Raw genomic sequence first — 16,321 nt, 5'->3', positions numbered from 1 at the left:
CACATGGCACTTCTCGACCTTCAGGGTCTCGAGACCCCGGGTTACGGCCACGGCGGCCACCACCACGGCGGCTCCACGCTGACCGTGCTGGGCTGCGCTTCGCAGACCCCGAGCAACCTGAGCCTGCTGCTCTGCCACTGATGCGGCAGTTGTGACATCACCTGTTATGCCAGGTAGAGGCCCTGGGTGGGCGGCATACCCGCCCAGGGCCGACCTGTTTCACGCCGGTGACCGACTCGCCTCGGTCGCCGGCGGGTAGCCCGGCGGCGCCGCGCTCGTTGTGTGGGTGGGACAGAAGGAGAGTGAGGTGATCTTTCCGTGCAGTCTTATCCATGCGCCGAGCGTCTGACGCTCGTGGAGCAGGTGCACGGTTGTACCGTCGCCGACCCGTATCGCGGGCTCGAGGACGCCGAAAACCCGGTCACGCAGCGCTGGCTGCGGGACCAGGACGATCTGTGGCTGACGTACGCCGGCTCGCTGACGACACGCTTCCGCTGGAAGCACCGCGTGCGCCAGTTGTCCGAGGTCAGCAGCGTGTCCCCGCCCGTCTGGCGCGGCGACCGCTGCTTCACCCTGCGCCGCGAGGCCGACCGGCAGTACGCCGTACTGTTCGTCGACGAGACGCCGCTGATCGACCCGAAGCAGCTCGATCCGACCGGTGTGACCACGCTCGACGCCTGGCAACCGTCACCGGACGGCACGAAGGTCGCGTTCCAGCTCTCCCGCGGCGGCGACGAGCAGTCCACGCTCTCGGTCCTCGACATCGCGACCGGGCAGCTGATCGACGGCCCACTCGACGGCTGCCGCTACTCGCCCGTCGCCTGGCTCCCGGATGGCACCGCCTTCTACTACGTCCGATTCCGCCGGGTACGCCGTCATACGCTGGGCGATCCGGACGACACCACGATCCTCGCCGACGAAGCGTCGTACGGGCTGGAGATCAGCGGCCACTGGCTGACGATCTGTACGCCGACCGACGTCTGGCTCGCGGACCTGTCGACGGATGCCCCGCTGACCCACCTCCCGCAAGACGCGACCACGATCATGTCCGTCGGCCCCGACTGCCGGCTGTACGTCGTCACGACGCAGGACGCACCCACCGGCCGAATCTGCGTAGGCGACCCGACCGAGCCGACCGTCTGGCGCGACTACATCCGGCCGGACGCACCTCTCACCGGCCTCGCGATCCTCGACGACAGCGTCCTGGTGAGTACTGCCGACAAGATCACCGAGCACGACCGCGAGACCGGCCGGCTCCTCGACACTCTCGACCTCGCCGGCGGGTCCGTCGGCTCACTCACTGCCCACGGCAACCAAGCCTGGTACACGTACACCGACGCGATCACGCCGCCGACGGTCTACCGCTACGGCGACCGGCCGCAGACCCGCCCGGACCTCGAAACACACACGTTGCACACCAGCTCCGGCGTCGAGCTCCGCGTGATCGGCACACCAGGCCCACGCCCCACGATCCTCTACGGGTACGGCGGATTCGGGCAATCGCTCACTCCGACGTACTCCGCCTTCGCGCTGGCCTGGGTCGAAGCGGGTGGCTCGTTCGTGACCGCGACGGTCCGGGGCGACGGCGACCGAGGCGCGACCTCGCACAAGGCAGCCGTCCGCCACGCCAAGCAGAACACGTTCGACGATTTCATCGCGGCCGCGGAGCACCTCACCTCCGAAGGCTGGACGACGCCGGACCAGCTCGCGATCTGCGGCGAGTCGAACGGCGGGCTGCTGACCGCTGCCGCGCTCACCCAGCGACCCGAGTTGTTCGCCGCCGCGGTCTGCTCGGCGCCGTTGACCGACATGATCCGCTACGAACTCTCGGGTCTAGGCGAGCGCTGGACCGCGGAGTACGGGACGGTGAAGGACGCCGACGACTTCCGCGCACTGCTCTCCTACTCGCCGTACCACCGCGTCGCCGATGGCGTGAAGTACCCGGCCGTGCTGCTGACCGCGTTCGGGAACGACACCCGGGTGGATCCGCTGCACACGCGGAAACTGTGCGCGGCGTTGCAGCACGCGACGGCGAGCGCGCGACCGGTGCTGCTCAGGCACGAGCCGGACGCCGGTCACGCGACGGGCGGCATCGCGCTGGCCGCCGACATGCTGGCGTTCCTCGCCGATCAGACGGGCCTGGACCGATGATCACCTTTGGAGAGGTGGCGAAGCGCGGCCGGGGCTGGCTGCCGTTGATCGGCGTGAACGCGCTGATCGGCAGCGGGGTGACGCTTGCGCTGCCGACCGTTCTCGGCCGCTCGGTCGACGCGATCGTTGCCGGCGACGGCTACACCCGCTGGTTGATCACCGCCGCCACGCTGATCGGTCTCGGGATCGCGGCGAGCATCGTCGACGCGTTCGCAGGCGCGGCGTGCGTCGCCGAAACGACAGCTTGGCTTCGGCGTCGCCTGGTCCGGCACGTCGTCCGCGGCGGTCCCGACGGGACGCGTGACTTCGAGACCGGCGACCTGGTCACGCGCGTCTCAGCGAACGCCACCGACGCTGCCCAGGCCGGTCCGGCCGCGGTGACGGCGATCGCCGCGATCGCGCCGCCGCTCGGAAGTCTCGTTCTGCTCGCGGTCATCGACGCGTGGCTCGCCGCGGCCTTCTTCGGCGGCGTCGTCCTCGTGATCCTGGTGCTGTGGACGTTCGCGAAACGAACCGCCGACGTCAGCCTGGCTTACCAGGAGACCCAGGGCCGCATCGCCGCCCTGCTGTCGGAGTCCCTCACCGGAATCCGCACCATCACCTCCGCCGGTACGACGGACCGCGAAGAGACCCGCATCCTCAGCCTGCTCCCGGAACTGCACCGGCACGGCGTCGTCACGTGGCGCATCCTGGCCCGTTCCGGCGCGCAGGCCGCGGTCGTCGGCCCGCTCGTCCTGGTCGCCGTCCTCGCGGTCGGTGGACTGCAACTCGTCGCCGGCCGGATCACCGCCGGCGAGCTGTTCGCCGCCTCGCAGTACGCCGTCCTCGGGGCCGGTCTCGGCAACCTGACCGGTGTCCTGGGTGAGATCGCCCGCGCCAAGGCCGGCGTGAAGCGATCCGCCGAGGTGATCTCGATCGAGACGGTCGCGCACGGCACGCTGCCGTTGCCGGCCGGGCCGGGGCAGCTGACGTTCGACAACGTCAGCGTCGTCGCGGACGGGAATGTCCTGCTGCACAACGTGAATCTCGACCTGCCAGGTGGCCGCACGATCGCGGTCGTCGGCCCGAGCGGCGCCGGCAAGTCCGTGTTCGCGGCGGTCGCGGCCCGCTTGCGGGACCCGTCGACGGGGCAGGTCTCGCTGGACGGCGTACCGCTGCAGGCTGTCAGCCGGCGTGCGCTGCGGAGCGCGGTCGGGTGCGCGTTCGAGCGTCCGCAGCTGGTCGGCCGGACTGTTGGTGAGTCCCTCGACCCGCACGCGGTCAGCCCGATCCGCACGCTCGCCGCGGCGCGCGCCACGCACGCGCACGACTTCGTCAGCCGCCTTCCCGACGGCTACTTCACTTCGTTGCGCAAGGCACCGATGTCCGGCGGCGAACGGCAACGCCTCGGCCTCGCCCGCGCCTGGTCGGCCCGTCGGCTGCTGGTCCTCGACGATGCCACGTCGAGCCTCGACACCGCCACCGAACGCCAGATCAGCCGCACCCTCACCGAGGACCGGCACCACCGCACGCGCCTGATCGTCACCCACCGCCCCGCCACCGCGGCCCGCGCCGACCTGGTCATCTGGCTCGACCAGGGCCAGGTCCGCGCCATCGCCCCCCACGCCGACCTCTGGCACAACCCGTCCTATAGAGCCGTCTTCGGATGAAGCGCGAGTTGTCGTTCGGTGCTGTCGCGTTGCGGAAGCGGGCCACGGTCGGGCTGATCGGGTGGTCGATTCCGGAGATCCTGCCGACGGCGGTCTACGGGATCGCGGTGGCGCGGGCGACGGACAGCTTTCTCGGCGGGCACGCGTGGCAAGGGATCGCGTGGCTGGGTGGCTTGGTGGCGACCGCGGGCTTGGGTGCCACGGGAGCACGGCAGGTCTACGGCCGGCTCGGTGATCTGGTCGAGCCGCTCCGCGACGATCTGGTACGCCGGGTCGTCGGCGGCGCGCTCCGGTCCGGCGACGACAGCGCCGTCGCGCGACTGAACCGGCAGGTGGAGATTGTTCGCGACACCTTCGCCGGACTGGTCCTGGTACTGCGGAGTTTCGCGGTCACGCTGTTCGGCGTACTGGCCGGGTTGCTGTCGCTCGCTCCGCTCGTCGCCGCGTTCGTCGTACCACCGTTCCTGGTCGGGTTCGCGTTGTCGCTGGCGGTGCTCGGGATGGCCGCGGATCGGGTGCGGGCGTCACTGACGGCGGACGAGGCGCTCGCGGCATCGGCGGGCATGGTGTTCGGCGGCGTGCGCGACATCACCGCGACCGGGACCGAGGAGTACGCCGAGTGGCTCGTCGGCGAACCGATCGCGGCGCATGCGGCGGCGGAGCGCGCGCTCGCGAAGGTGTCGGCGCTGCGGACCCTGTGCTTCGCGGTGGGCGGCTGGCTGCCGTTGCTGATCCTGCTCGCGACCGGACCGTGGCTGGTCGGGCGTGGCGTGAGCACCGGCACGCTGCTGGGCGGACTCACGTATGTCTTGATCGGTTTACAACCGGCGCTGAACACCGTCATGAACGCGCTCGGCGACAGTGGCCTCCGGTACGTCATCACCCTCGGCCGGATCCTCGACACGTCCACTGCGGCAGCACAGCCCAGGCCGGTCGACGCGGTGAACGGCTACCAGGTCCGGCTGAACCACCTGACGTTTGCCTACGGCCCCAAGGCCGAGCCGGTGCTGGACAGCCTCGAGCTGAGCATCCCCGAAGGCGAACACCTCGCCGTTGTCGGGCCGAGCGGTATCGGCAAGTCGACGCTGGCCGGGCTGGTCTGCGGGATGCTCGCGCCGACCGGCGGCCGAGTGCTGCTCGGCGGTGCGCCACCGACGGAGTTCGCCACGGGACTGCTCGCGCGGACCCGGGTGCTGATCCCGCAAGAGGCCTACGTCTTCAGCGGCACCGTGCGGGACAACCTGAACTACTTGTTGCCCAGCGCAACGGATGATCAGATTTCCGAAGCAGTACGGGCGATCGGTGCCGGAGCACTGGTCGACCGGATCGGCGGACTGCACGCCGAGGTGAAGCCGGCGCAGCTGTCCGCAGGCGAGAAGCAGTTGCTCGCGCTGGTCCGCGCCTACCTGTCGCCCGCGCCGCTCGTGGTCCTCGACGAAGCGACCTGTTTCCTCGACCCGGAGGCCGAACGTCGGGCCGAGGAAGCGTTCGCCCAACGCCACGGGACTCTCGTCGTGATCGCCCACCGGATCAGCTCGGCGCTGCGGGCGCGCCGCATTCTCGTGCTCGACGGCAACAAAGCGACCCTGGGCACCCACGCCGGCCTGATGCGCACGTCCCGGATGTACCGCGATCTCCACGGCAGCTGGACACCCAACCAAAGCCGGACCGGTCAGATCCAGCCCGCGTCCTGAGCCTTGCGGATCGCCTCGATCCGGCTGCGGGAACCGGTCTTGGCGAGAATGCGGGACAGGTAGTTGCGAACAGTCCCCGCGCTCAGGCTGAGGGTCCGCGCGATCTCCTGCGCCGTCGCGCCGGTGGTGACCTGACGCAGTACCTCGCACTCGCGGTCGGTCAGCGGGTTGTCACCGGCCTTCAACGCGGCCACCGCCAGCCGTACGTCGACCACCGGCAGGCCCTTCGCCACGTCGCGCACCGCCTGCACCAGTTGGTCAGTGGTCGCATCGCTCGCGATCAGGCCGATCCGCGGCGCCTGTTTCACCAGCGCCAGGCTGGTGGCCGCAATCGCCTCGTGGTCGATCAGCACCAGCACGCCGCGACCGACCAGTTTCCGGCAGAGCTCATCGATCCGGATCCGGCCGGGCAGCTGCGGGTCGAGCAGGAAGACGTCCGGGCGCCGTCCGGCCACCTGGAGCACCTCCTCCGCGCGGTCCACCTCGGCCACCACGTCCAGGTCGTTCTCCCTTGCCAGCACCGCGGCCAGTGCACCACGCACCAATGTGCCGCGATGGCCGAGAGCCACTCGGATCACCGCTCCTGCCCCCATCACATTCGTTGCCTCATCCGCCGTTCACCCACGCCCCCAGCGGAAAGCAGCTGCCGGACGACGGTGCCCGTGCTTCGATCAACGAGTGAACTCACCGGATGACACGCCTGACACGACAACTTGCCCCGGTTGCGCCGCGGTTCTGCCGAGTTCGCGGTGGCCGGGCACGTCGAAGTACAACGCCTCGAGGGAATGTGCGGAGGTGGCCGGTGAGCTGCTCGGGTTCGAGGTGCGGAACGCGGCCCGGCTCGGCCACCTGCATCAGCTCCGCATCGATGCGTACGGCGCGCAGCACGTCAACCCCGACGGCCCACGGATCGGCCCGGTGTTCGCGCTGAACGGGCTCTACATGTTCCTCGAACGCGGCTCCGGCAACCTCGACGTCCGGACCGCACACGGCATCATGGCCAACTCCTACGACGACTGGCCGCTACTCGTCCCGCCCGCCCGGGCCGGCGAGCTCACGGCGTACGACGTGCTCGTTGCCGGAGGCGTCGACGAGGTTGAGTCGACCCTGCTCAGGTGGGCCCGCCAGGTCTGGGAGGCGTGGCCCGAGGACGACCGCGCGACGATTCGGGAACTGACCGTGCAACTGGTTCCGGAACGCTTTTTCCGGACCCGTTAAACCGATCAGTTCCACCCTCCGGACGATCGGCGTGTCGAGGCCGGAAACCGTTCTGTTGTTGGGGTTTCGGAAGGTTAGCGGCCGGAAAAAGTTCGGGGCAGATCACGATCTGGGGTTGCGTTTCCGGCGAACCTCACAGAGGATGACTCAGGTCGCGTCGTTACCGGGGCGTGACCATTCGGACGCCGCCCTGTGACCTGTCCGATTGCCCCCTCCCTCCCCTGCACGGGGGGCCTGGTGATAGTTCCACCATGCCCAAGCTCACAAGGAGCGCTTTTCTGATGTCCAAGGCTCGACATGCGCGCGCCCGGCGAAGCACTCGCCGGGTGGCCCGAACCCTCTCGATCGCCGGTCTGGGAGCCGGCATCACCGCCGCTGGAGCCGGAGCCGCGTTCGCGTCGTCCGACTACACGGTCAAGTCCGGCGACACCCTGTCGCAGATCGCGGCGGCCAACGGTGCCGACTGGCACGAGCTGGCCCGGATCAACAACCTGAAGGACCCGAACCTCATCCTGATCGGCCAGAGCCTAACGCTGGACGGCGTGAAGAAGTCCGCCGCCGCCCCGAGGGTCGCCGAGCAGGACCAGGCGCAGCCGCGGAAGTCCGAGGTCAAGAAGAAGTCCTCGAAGGTCCACCGCGACAACCGGTCCAGCCGGGACACCAGCCGCCCGAAGGCGAGCAGCGGCAAGGCCAACCTGAGCGGCGCCTGGGCCAAGGTCGCGAACTGCGAGTCCAGCGGCAACCCGCGCGCGGTCAACGGCGGCGGCTACTACGGACTGTTCCAGTTCGACCTGCAGACCTGGCGCAGCGTCGGTGGCTCCGGCAACCCGACCAACGCGTCGGCCGGCGAGCAGCTGATGCGCGCGAAGAAGCTCTACTCGCAGCGCGGCGCCTCCCCGTGGCCGGTCTGCGGCAAGTACCTGCGCTGATTTCGGGGCCGCTGACCCCGACACTGCCGGGCGGGTGGTGGTGACCGTCCTCCCATCACTGCCCGGCACTCCGGACCGCTTCCCGCTCATCGTGGCGGGTTGGTGCGCAACTCATCCGTGAGCGCGCTGAGCGGGAAGCACCAAGCGGTCAGCGGCGGGTGAGGACCAGCATCTCGTTGGCCCCGACCTGGAACTCGTAGGGCACCTTGCGGATCTCGTAACTGACACCCTCGAGCGAGTCCAGCAGCTCGTGCATCCACGGGATCGACGCACCCGCCCCTTGCTGCACCAACGGGAAGATCCGCACCTCCGCGTTGCTGACCCGGATCAGCTCCCGCAAAGCGGCCTCGTGCCATCCCCGGTCGTACTTGTCGGCCCACGTGAACAGCAGGTGCGAGCAGAGCACCAGCTCGAAACGACGGTCGCCGAACGGCAGCTCGGGCAGCCCCGCGGCGACGTACCGCTCGGGTGCTTCCATCACGTCCTGCAGGAACCGGTCGGCCGCCTCGATCCGGTACTGGTCCTTGCGTTCCGGCGAGCCGTACCAGTGCCAGACGAAGCTCGCCTCGTGCTCGCCGATGATCTCGGACGTCGCCGGCAGGCTGCGCCGGACGGTGTCCACGAGCTCAGGCGTCTCCAGCTCGTACGCCGGGTCGGCGGCGATCGCGTCGACGCCACGGGCCGCGGCCTCGGCCGTGAAGCCGGCACCCCCGGCGCAGCAGTCGAGCACCGAGTCCGGGAGTTCCTTCAGGTCGAACATCGCTTCGTACTCCTCGTACGAGCGCGAGGTCACCAGCACTGGTCTTACCTTTCGACGGTTGTCTTCCGGCGCAGGCGGCGGTCCAGAGTTGTCGCACCGGCCGCCAGAGCCAGGAACAGTACCGCCACCACCAGACAGTTCAGCAGCACCCGTCCGTACCCGTGCTCGTCGACGTCCACGAACGGGTACGGATAGAACCCGACGAACTCGCCGCGGATCAGCGTGAACACCAGCCACAGCAGCGGATACACGATCGACCACCGGACGATCGACCAGTCGGTGAGCCCGCGCGGCCCGAACAACAACCAGCCGACGACGCCCGCGACCGGAGCCGCGGTGTGCAGCAGGAAGTTCGCCACTTCCGCCCATCCCTGCAGCTCCCCCAGCCCCGCGAGGACGGCGTGGTAGACGATCCCGGTGACCGCGATGCAGAGCACGCCGTTCAGCCGGAGCGTCTTGAAGAGCTTGCTCGCCGGCCGGTCGGGCTGTGCCGCGAGGACGAGCGCGGTCCCGCCGAGCAGCAGGTTCGACTGGATCGTGAAGTACGCGAACACGTTCAGGACCCGCTCCGGATTGTCCGGGAAGAACCCTTCGTGCCCGCCGCCCGTCACCAGCAACTGGATGACGATCCCGGCCACCACGATCAGCCCGGTGACCGCCGCCCAGACCCGCCCAACCGTCGTCATGCTGGAAATGTACGACGAGTGACCGCGCGAACCGCGGACGTTACACGGACTCCTTCTCGCGCGGCGCCTGGCCCGAAGGCTCGGCCCGGTCGAACGAGTAGCTGAACGACACGACCGCGTCGATCACCAGCACGATCGTCCAGGTCCACGCGGGCGCCAGTACGGCGTCGTACCCACGGCCGGACAGCAGGCCGAGAGCGATCATGATGCCGACGCCGACGATGTACGCGAACAGGTGGCGGAACCAGCCGGCGCGCTCGCGGCGGGCGCGCTCCGGGCCCTTCTTCGGCGGCTTCGGCGGCCGCGGCGCACCGGCCATGAAGTGCGCGGCCCAAGCGTCGGCCCACTTCAGCGTCTGGTGCCCGAACCCGACGCTGACCCCGATGAAGATCGCGGCCAGTGAGTGCTTGAACGCGGGCTCCGCTCCGCGGTGGATGTCCAGGACGCTCGCGACCAGCATCACGACGTCGACCAGTGGCACCGCGGCCAGCAGCACCAGGCCGACCTTCGGCAGCCGGAGCAGGTAGCGCGTCACGAGGCCGGCGGCGAGCAGGACCCAGAAGCCGATCTCACACCCGGCGATCACAGCGAGCAGCACGGTGTTCCCCTCCCGAGTTTTTCAACACGACCGTGTTGTGAAACGAGACTAACACATCTGTGCTAAAAAGGACCACATGCCGAAGATCGTCGACCACGCCGCCCGCCGCGAGGAGATCGCCGAAGCGCTGTGGCGGGTGGTCCGCCGGGACGGGATCCGGGCCGCCTCCGTCCGCACGATCGCCGCCGAGGCCGGCTGGTCGGCGGGCGCGGTCCGCTACTACTTCCCGGACCAGGACGGTCTGCTCAGCTTCGCGATGGACCTGGTCTCGCGCCGAGTCAGCGATCGGGTCAGCGCGATCGAGCCCAAGGGCAGCGCGACCACGATCGCACTGCGCTACCTCGAGGAAGCGCTCCCGCTGGACGCCGAGCGGCGCGCGGAGTTCGACGTCTGGCTGGCATTCATGGCGCAGGCACGGGCCGAGACCGGCGCCGGAACGCTGCAGGAACACGTCGACACCGTGCACAACGGACTGCGGCACCTGTGCGAGTCGCTGCTGCACTCGCTCGCCGAGGCCGGCGCACTACGCGACGGCCTCGACCTGCGGCGCGAGACCGAAAGCCTGCATGCCCTGATCGACGGTCTCGCACTGCACGCCGCGATCCAGCCGGACCGCAGTACGGCGCCGCGGATCCGGCAACTGCTGCGCCATCATCTGGACACGCTGACCGCCGGAAACCCCTGAGAAATCGGGGTTTTCGGACAAGAATCGCCGACGCCGGACTAAAACCGCGCACCGCGTGGCACGATCACCGCATGGAGTCCGAGGGGGTGATCGTCGTCAGTGGAATCATGGCGGCGGGGAAGTCGTCGGTGTCCCAGATGCTCGCCGAGAGGTTCCAGTACGGCGTGCATCTTCGGGGGGACGTTTTCCGGCGAATGATCGTCAGCGGCCAGGCCTCGATGGCCGACGACGTACTCGAGGCACAACGCCAACTGCAGCTGCGCTATCGGCTCGCTTGCAAGGCCGCGGACGAGTACGCGAGCGCGGGATTCACCGTCGTACTGCAGGACGTGGTGATCGGTGAACTGCTGCGCGAGTTCCTGGACGGCATCGAGTCCCGGCCGCGCTACCTCGTCGTCCTGACCCCGCGGCCCGACGTGATCTCCAGCCGGATCGGCGGCGCCCGGCATCTGGTCGACGAGCTCGACTACGAACTGCACGCGTTCAGCCCACGGCGCGGGCTGTGGCTGGACAACTCCGACCTCAGCGTCGGAGAGACCGTCGACGCGATCCTCGGCCGCCTCGACGAGGCACGCTTCGACTGATGACGCGGTTGGCTACCCGAGGGTAGTTTGACCAGATGACAGTGCGGCGCACGTCCTGCAATCTGTGTGAGGCGATCTGCGGAGTGCTCGTGACCGTCGAGGACGGCCGGGTCACCGACATCCGCGGTGACGAGTCGGACCCGCTCTCGCGCGGTCACATCTGCCCGAAGGCGGTCGCCCTCCGCGACCTCCAGGAGGACCCCGACCGGTTGACCACACCGGTACGCCGTACCTCGGACGGCTGGCAGTCGATCGGGTGGGACGAAGCGTACGAACTCGTCGTCGGCAAGCTCACCGAGATCCAGCGCGAGCACGGGCGGAACTCCGTCGGGGTCTACCTCGGAAACCCGAACGTGCACAGTCTCGGCGCGCTCACGCATATGCCGACGATGGTGAAGCAGCTGCGGACCCGGAACCGGTTCAGCGCGACGTCGATCGACCAGTTGCCGCACATGCTGGCGTCGTACCTGCTGTACGGGCACCAGCTGATGGTGGCGGTGCCGGACATCGACCGGACGTCGTACCTGCTGATGCTCGGGGCGAACCCGCTGGCGTCGAACGGGAGCATGATGACGGCACCCGGTTTCGGACGGCGGCTCAAGGAGTTGCGGAAACGCGGCGGAAAACTGGTCGTGATCGATCCGCGACGGACCGAAACCGCAGCGGTTTCCGACACCCATCACTTCATCCGGCCCGGAACGGACGCGGCGTTTCTGCTCGCCCTGATTCATCAGGTGATCGAGGACGGGGCGGCCCGGCCGGCGGCGTACGTCGACGGGCTCGCGGAAGTGGAGGCGGCGGTCGAGGGATGGACGCCGGAACGTGCCGCGGAAATCACCGGAATTTCCGCCGCCGAGATCCGGCAGGTGGCCCGGGATTTCGCCGCGGCGGACCGGGCGGCCTGTTACGGGCGTGTCGGGGTGTCGACGCAGCAGTTCGGGGCGATCTGCCAGTGGGCGATCCAGGTCCTGAACATCATCACCGGAAACCTGGACCGGCCGGGCGGAACGATGTTTCCGCGGCCGGCCGTGAACGCCTTGCTCGGGCTCGGCCGCGGGCATCTCGGGGTCTGGACGAGCCGGGTCCGCGGACTGCCGGAGTTCGGCGGTGAGCTGCCGGTCTCGACGATGGCCGAGGAGATCCTGACGCCGGGTGAGGGCCAGATCCGGGCGATGGTCACGGTCGCCGGAAACCCGGTGCTGTCGACGCCGAACGGACGGAAACTCGACGCCGCCCTCGGAACACTCGAGTTCATGGTCGCGATCGATCCGTACATCAACGAGACGACCCGGCACGCCGACGTCATCCTGCCGCCGGCGCCGCCCCTCGAGCGCGATCACTACGACGTGATCTTCCACCAGCTGGCAGTGCGGAACACGGCGCGCTGGAACGACGCCGTACTGCCGAAACCCGATTCCGCGCGGCACGACTGGGAGATCTTCCGCGACCTCGGCCTGGCCCTGGTACGCCGTACTCCGTGGAGCCGGCGCCGCGTCGAGGTGATGGCGCGGCTGCGGATGTCGCCGCGGCGGATCGTGGATCTGGGCTTGCGGATCGGCCCCTACCGGTTGTCGCTCGGGAAGGTACGACGATCGCCAGGTGGAGTGGATCTCGGGCCGCTGCAGCCCGCGTTGCCTGCTGCCTTGCACCACAAGTCGAAGCGGATCGATCTGGCGCAGCGGATGATCCTGAACGATCTGCCGCGTCTGGATTCGCTGGCGGCGCTGTCCGCCGACGAACTGCTGCTGATCGGCCGGCGGCATCTGCGCAACAACAACTCGTGGATGCACAACTCCGCCCGGCTGGTGAAGGGCAAGCCGCGCCATCACCTGCTGATGCATCCAGCCGACCTCGCCGACCGCGAACTCACCGACGGCCAGCTCGTCACCGTCACCTCGGCGGCCGGCTCCATCGCCGTAGAAGTTGCTTCCAGCAACGACATCATGCCCGGCGTGGTCAGCCTGCCGCACGGCTTCGGCCACAACCGCCCCGGCTCGCGGCTCACCGTCGCCAACCAGGTCCCGGGTCCGAGCGCCAACGACATCACCGACACCGCACTCACCGACCCGGTCTCCGGCACCGCGGTCGTCAACGGAGTCCCCGTCACAGTCACCGCGACGTGAGCCAGCCGCGCCCGAGCAGGCACTCGGGCGCGGGCGGCCAACTATTGGAAAGCGGGGCGGGCCGAGCTCTCGCGGACGATCAGGAGCGGCGTGGAGTAGAGACGGGGCTGAGGCTCGGCACCCGAAAGCAGGTCGAGCAGGTGGTGGGTCACCTCGGCGCCGTACCCGACGACGTTGTGGCTGAGCGCCGTCAGGGTCGGGTGGGTGATCCGGCAGAGCGTCGAGTCGTCCCAGGCGACGAGCGTGATGTCATCAGGAACGTGGAGATCCAGGGCCTGGATGACGGCCAGGCCGGCCACCGCCATCAGGTCGTTGTCGTAGAGGATCGCGGTCGGCCGAGGCTCGGCAGCCAGGACCTCATGGGTCGCGGCAGCGCCCTGGGCGGCCGAGTAGTCGGTATGGCAGGTGATGGTGGACAGCGCCAGGCGGGCGGCGGCGAGGTCGAAGGCCTGGTCGCGGATGAAGACGTCGCCGAAGTCGGGCGGCCCGGCGATCCGTGCGATCGACCGGTGTCCCAGCGACGCGACATGGTCCAGAGCGGTGTTCATCGCGGACGTGCCGTCGGTCCAGACGCACGGCATACCGTCGGCCAGCGCCGGGTCGCCGACGAGAACGGCCGGCAGCCCGAGCTTCCGCAGTACCGGGATGCGGGGATCGGCGACCCGGAGGTCGACGACGATCACACCGTCGACCCGCCGCTCGGCCGCCCACTTCCGGTACGTCGCCAGCTCCTCGTCGAGGTCCGCGACGACCTGTAGTGCGAGCGCGTACGACTTCTCCGCAAGCACGGACTCCACCCCGCCGACGAAGCCCATGAAGTACGGCTCCTCGATCAGCGTCTGTGCGGTCCGGGCCAGCACGAGCCCGAACGTCTCGCTGCGGGCCGCGGACAGTTGGCGGGCGGCCCGGTTCGGCATCCATTCCAGTTCGGCGGCGACTCGCAGTACGCGAGCGCGGGTGGCTTCCGACACCCCGGGCCGATTGTTGAGCGCGTAGGACACGGCTCCTTGGGAGACCCCACAGCGCCGGGCGATCTCCTTGATGGTCACTCGAGACACGACGAAACCCCTCCTCACGAGTGCCCGAACCGTTGACGGACGGTCCGGTCACTTTCAGTGTGCCCCCGCCTTCAACTCTGTGTCATCAACACCCGACCCAAAGTGACCGTTTGAATGCAGCGACAGGGCCGGATTCCGGCGATCGGTCACGGGAGGGGCGGCATTGTCACAAAGCCCGGGCGGTCTCTCAGGTGACCGCCCAGTCGTTGGGCGGAGGGTGGTGCCGCCGGGGCCCGGTGGGATACGGTTTCCTTCGTTACTTAACCGGTTCGGCTTATCAGACGGCGCAAACCCCAGGGCAGCGGGTGAACGCGCCGCCGACAAGGAGAAACCATGGTCGCAAAGGACCACCTGTCCCTCCAGCTGTACACGGTCCGGGGCAAGCTCGAAGAGGACTTCGACGGCACCCTGGCCCGCATCGCGGAGATCGGCTACACCAAGGTCGAACCCTTCGGTGTGACCGCTTTCGCGGACCGTCTGGCCGAGGCGCTGCCCAAGCACGGTCTCTCGGCCCCGACCACGCACGCCGGCCTGCTCAAGGACGACAAGGCCGAGATCCTCGCCGCGGCGAAGCGGCTCGGGATCAGCACCGTGATCGACCCGCACACCGACGCGGCCCGCTGGCAGTCGGCCGACGAGATCAAGGTGATCGCGGACGGCCTGAACCAGGCCGCCAAGGAGGCCGCCGAGCACGGCATCACGGTCGGCTACCACAACCACCAGTTCGAGCTCGAGTCGAAGATCGGCGGCGCGCACGGGCTGGAGATCCTCGTCGACAACCTGTCCGACGAGGTGATCGTCGAGGTCGACACGTACTGGGCGGCGGTCGGCGGTGCCGACGTACCGGCGCTGCTGAAGAAGTTCGGTGAGCGGGTCACCGCGATCCACGTCAAGGACGGCGACGGGACGCTGAACAACAAGGCCCAGGTCGCGGTCGGCGACGGCACCATCGCGATCGCCGAGATCCTGGCCGCGGCGCCGCAGGCGCTCCGGGTCGTCGAGCTGGACGACTTCACCGGCGAGATCTTCGACGCGGTCGAGGGCAGCTACGCGTTCCTCACCGGAGAGGGCGCTCCTGCATGAGCACTGTCGGGGTAGGTGTGATCGGCGCCGGAGTGATCTCCGACGCCTACATCAAGAGCATGCAGAGCTTCCCGGACCTGAACGTCGTCGCGATCGGCGACCTCCGGCCGGAAGCCGCCAAGGAGAAGGCCGAGCAGTACGGCATCGCGGCGCACGGCGGGCCCGAGGCCGTCCTGAACAACCCCGACGTCGAGATCGTGGTCAACCTGACCATCCCGATCGCGCATGTCGAGGTGGCCCTCGCTGCGGTTGCCGCCGGCAAGCACGTCTGGAGCGAGAAGCCCTTCTCGCTGGACCAGGAGAGCGGCCTCAAGCTGCTGGCCACGGCGCAGGACGCGGGGGTGCGGCTCGGCTGCGCGCCCGACACCATCCTGGGTCCGGGCCTGCAGGAGTCCCGCCGGATCATCGAGCGCGGTGACATCGGTACGCCGCTGACCGCGCTCACCCTGATGCAGTCCCCCGGCCCGGAGTCCTGGCACCCGAACCCGGCGTTCTTGTTCCAGGAGGGCGCGGGCCCGCTGTGGGACATCGGCCCGTACTACCTGACCACTCTGGTGCAGCTGTTCGGTCCGGTGGCCGCGGTCGCGGGTATCGGGTCGAAGTCCAAGGAGAAGCGCACGATCGGCTCCGGTCCGCTGGCGGGGACCGACTTCGACGTGACCGTGCCGACGCACGTCAGCACGATCGCGAAGTTCGAGTCGGGACAGTCGTCGCAGAGCATCTTCAGCTTCGACTCGCCGCTCGGGCGGGCCGGGTTCGTCGAGATCACCGGCTCCGATGCGACCCTCGCCGTACCGGACCCGAACGGGTTCGACGGTGCGATCAAGATCCGTCGCCGGGGCGCCGAGGACTGGGAGACGATCGCCGAGACGAAGGCGGTCGCGCAGCGCGGTACCGGTGTGCTGGAGATGGCGCGGGCGATCCGGGCCGACCGGCCGCACCGGGCGACCGGGGCGCTGGCGTTCCACATCGTCGACGTGATGGCCTCCATCACCGACTCGATCGACACCGGCGCGTTCGTCGACGTGAAGAGCACGGTGGAGGTCGCGGCGATCCTGCCGGACGACTGGGACGTCACCGCGGCGACCCTGTGAAGCGGGCAC

Annotated in this window: 16 protein-coding genes; 11 read left to right on the top strand and 5 right to left on the bottom strand. The window is 69.1% G+C overall.

The window, feature by feature from the left end; genetic code table 11:
* Window positions 1-3 precede the first annotated feature (3 nt).
* The 4 genes from ACWGID_RS00920 to ACWGID_RS00905 all read left to right on the top strand — a co-directional run bounded on the left by ACWGID_RS00920 (window position 4) and on the right by ACWGID_RS00905 (window position 5,494).
* Window positions 4-141, top strand: a complete 138-nt coding sequence (locus ACWGID_RS00920) for a SapB/AmfS family lanthipeptide (RefSeq protein ID WP_130387812.1) — start codon at window positions 4-6, stop codon at window positions 139-141.
* Between the two features lie 177 nt (window positions 142-318).
* Window positions 319-2,151 carry a prolyl oligopeptidase family serine peptidase gene (locus ACWGID_RS00915; protein ID WP_452193156.1) on the top strand — a complete coding sequence of 611 codons (1,833 nt, stop codon included), beginning with the start codon at window positions 319-321 and terminating at the stop codon, window positions 2,149-2,151.
* Window positions 2,148-3,800 (top strand): ABC transporter ATP-binding protein, encoded by a 1,653-nt coding sequence (locus tag ACWGID_RS00910; RefSeq protein WP_452193154.1) that lies wholly within the window; start codon window positions 2,148-2,150, stop codon window positions 3,798-3,800. The genes ACWGID_RS00915 and ACWGID_RS00910 overlap by 4 nt, the downstream gene beginning before the upstream one ends.
* Window positions 3,797-5,494 (top strand): ABC transporter ATP-binding protein, encoded by a 1,698-nt coding sequence (locus ACWGID_RS00905; RefSeq protein ID WP_452193151.1) that lies wholly within the window; start codon window positions 3,797-3,799, stop codon window positions 5,492-5,494. Before ACWGID_RS00910 ends, ACWGID_RS00905 begins: the two co-directional genes overlap by 4 nt.
* On the opposite strand, the gene ACWGID_RS00900 is transcribed toward ACWGID_RS00905, so the two are convergent.
* Window positions 5,473-6,072, bottom strand: a complete 600-nt coding sequence (locus ACWGID_RS00900; protein WP_452193149.1) for a response regulator transcription factor — start codon at window positions 6,070-6,072, stop codon at window positions 5,473-5,475. The genes ACWGID_RS00905 and ACWGID_RS00900 overlap by 22 nt on opposite strands.
* Between ACWGID_RS00900 and ACWGID_RS00895 the strand changes: the two genes are divergently transcribed.
* Window positions 6,041-6,712, top strand: a complete 672-nt coding sequence (locus tag ACWGID_RS00895; protein WP_452193148.1) for a DUF5946 family protein — start codon at window positions 6,041-6,043, stop codon at window positions 6,710-6,712. The two genes, ACWGID_RS00900 and ACWGID_RS00895, sit on opposite strands and share 32 nt — an antisense overlap.
* A 281-nt stretch (window positions 6,713-6,993) precedes the next feature.
* On the top strand, window positions 6,994-7,641 hold the full coding sequence (locus ACWGID_RS00890) for a transglycosylase family protein (RefSeq protein WP_452193147.1): 648 nt from the start codon (window positions 6,994-6,996) through the stop codon (window positions 7,639-7,641).
* Window positions 7,642-7,789: 148 nt separating this feature from the next.
* Here ACWGID_RS00890 and ACWGID_RS00885 read toward each other — a convergent pair whose 3' ends face one another.
* Genes ACWGID_RS00885 through ACWGID_RS00875 form a run of 3 tightly spaced genes read right to left on the bottom strand, consistent with a single transcriptional unit; the run spans window position 7,790 to window position 9,685 of the window.
* A complete protein-coding gene (locus tag ACWGID_RS00885) occupies window positions 7,790-8,440 on the bottom strand; it encodes a class I SAM-dependent methyltransferase (RefSeq protein WP_452193146.1) in 651 nt (216 codons plus the stop codon).
* Window positions 8,441-8,445: 5 nt separating this feature from the next.
* Entirely contained in the window at window positions 8,446-9,087 is a 642-nt protein-coding gene (locus tag ACWGID_RS00880; protein WP_452193144.1) for a Pr6Pr family membrane protein, read from the bottom strand.
* Between the two features lie 40 nt (window positions 9,088-9,127).
* Window positions 9,128-9,685 (bottom strand): 2TM domain-containing protein, encoded by a 558-nt coding sequence (locus tag ACWGID_RS00875; protein WP_452193143.1) that lies wholly within the window; start codon window positions 9,683-9,685, stop codon window positions 9,128-9,130.
* Between the two features lie 76 nt (window positions 9,686-9,761).
* On the opposite strand from ACWGID_RS00875, the gene ACWGID_RS00870 reads away from it, so the two are divergent.
* From ACWGID_RS00870 to ACWGID_RS00860, 3 genes are all read left to right on the top strand, one after another.
* Window positions 9,762-10,370, top strand: coding sequence for a TetR/AcrR family transcriptional regulator (locus ACWGID_RS00870; protein WP_452193141.1), 609 nt, complete (start codon window positions 9,762-9,764; stop codon window positions 10,368-10,370).
* A gap of 71 nt (window positions 10,371-10,441) precedes the next feature.
* Window positions 10,442-10,954 (top strand): AAA family ATPase, encoded by a 513-nt coding sequence (locus ACWGID_RS00865; protein WP_452193140.1) that lies wholly within the window; start codon window positions 10,442-10,444, stop codon window positions 10,952-10,954.
* Between the two features lie 35 nt (window positions 10,955-10,989).
* Complete coding sequence (locus ACWGID_RS00860) at window positions 10,990-13,077, top strand: molybdopterin-dependent oxidoreductase (RefSeq protein ID WP_452193138.1); 2,088 nt, start codon at window positions 10,990-10,992, stop codon at window positions 13,075-13,077.
* Between the two features lie 41 nt (window positions 13,078-13,118).
* On the opposite strand, the gene ACWGID_RS00855 is transcribed toward ACWGID_RS00860, so the two are convergent.
* Entirely contained in the window at window positions 13,119-14,135 is a 1,017-nt protein-coding gene (locus ACWGID_RS00855) for a LacI family DNA-binding transcriptional regulator (protein WP_452193136.1), read from the bottom strand.
* A gap of 333 nt (window positions 14,136-14,468) precedes the next feature.
* Here ACWGID_RS00855 and ACWGID_RS00850 point away from each other — a divergent pair, with 333 nt between their 5' ends.
* Both ACWGID_RS00850 and ACWGID_RS00845 read left to right on the top strand, forming a co-directional pair.
* The gene (locus tag ACWGID_RS00850; protein ID WP_452193134.1) at window positions 14,469-15,218 is read left to right on the top strand and encodes a sugar phosphate isomerase/epimerase family protein; all 750 of its coding nucleotides are present in this window, start codon (window positions 14,469-14,471) and stop codon (window positions 15,216-15,218) included.
* The gene (locus tag ACWGID_RS00845; RefSeq protein ID WP_452193132.1) at window positions 15,215-16,312 is read left to right on the top strand and encodes a Gfo/Idh/MocA family protein; all 1,098 of its coding nucleotides are present in this window, start codon (window positions 15,215-15,217) and stop codon (window positions 16,310-16,312) included. The genes ACWGID_RS00850 and ACWGID_RS00845 overlap by 4 nt, the downstream gene beginning before the upstream one ends.
* Window positions 16,313-16,321 lie beyond the last annotated feature (9 nt).

This window comes from Kribbella sp. NPDC054772, from assembly GCF_053611945.1.
The sequence above is the reverse complement of the archived record's forward strand: the minus strand, read 5'-3'. Positions and strand labels throughout refer to the sequence as shown.

What these genes read in the sequence shown, in the direction of transcription:
- ACWGID_RS00920 (WP_130387812.1), top strand. Translation starts at nt 4, where the DNA reads ATGGCACTTCTCGACCTTCAGGGTCTCGAGACCCCGGGTTACGGCCAC.
- ACWGID_RS00910 (WP_452193154.1), top strand. Translation starts at nt 2,148, where the DNA reads ATGATCACCTTTGGAGAGGTGGCGAAGCGCGGCCGGGGCTGGCTGCCG.
- ACWGID_RS00905 (WP_452193151.1), top strand. Translation starts at nt 3,797, where the DNA reads ATGAAGCGCGAGTTGTCGTTCGGTGCTGTCGCGTTGCGGAAGCGGGCC.
- ACWGID_RS00890 (WP_452193147.1), top strand. Translation starts at nt 6,994, where the DNA reads ATGTCCAAGGCTCGACATGCGCGCGCCCGGCGAAGCACTCGCCGGGTG.
- ACWGID_RS00880 (WP_452193144.1), bottom strand. Translation starts at nt 9,087, where the DNA reads ATGACGACGGTTGGGCGGGTCTGGGCGGCGGTCACCGGGCTGATCGTG.
- ACWGID_RS00870 (WP_452193141.1), top strand. Translation starts at nt 9,762, where the DNA reads ATGCCGAAGATCGTCGACCACGCCGCCCGCCGCGAGGAGATCGCCGAA.
- ACWGID_RS00865 (WP_452193140.1), top strand. Translation starts at nt 10,442, where the DNA reads ATGGAGTCCGAGGGGGTGATCGTCGTCAGTGGAATCATGGCGGCGGGG.
- ACWGID_RS00860 (WP_452193138.1), top strand. Translation starts at nt 10,990, where the DNA reads ATGACAGTGCGGCGCACGTCCTGCAATCTGTGTGAGGCGATCTGCGGA.
- ACWGID_RS00850 (WP_452193134.1), top strand. Translation starts at nt 14,469, where the DNA reads ATGGTCGCAAAGGACCACCTGTCCCTCCAGCTGTACACGGTCCGGGGC.
- ACWGID_RS00845 (WP_452193132.1), top strand. Translation starts at nt 15,215, where the DNA reads ATGAGCACTGTCGGGGTAGGTGTGATCGGCGCCGGAGTGATCTCCGAC.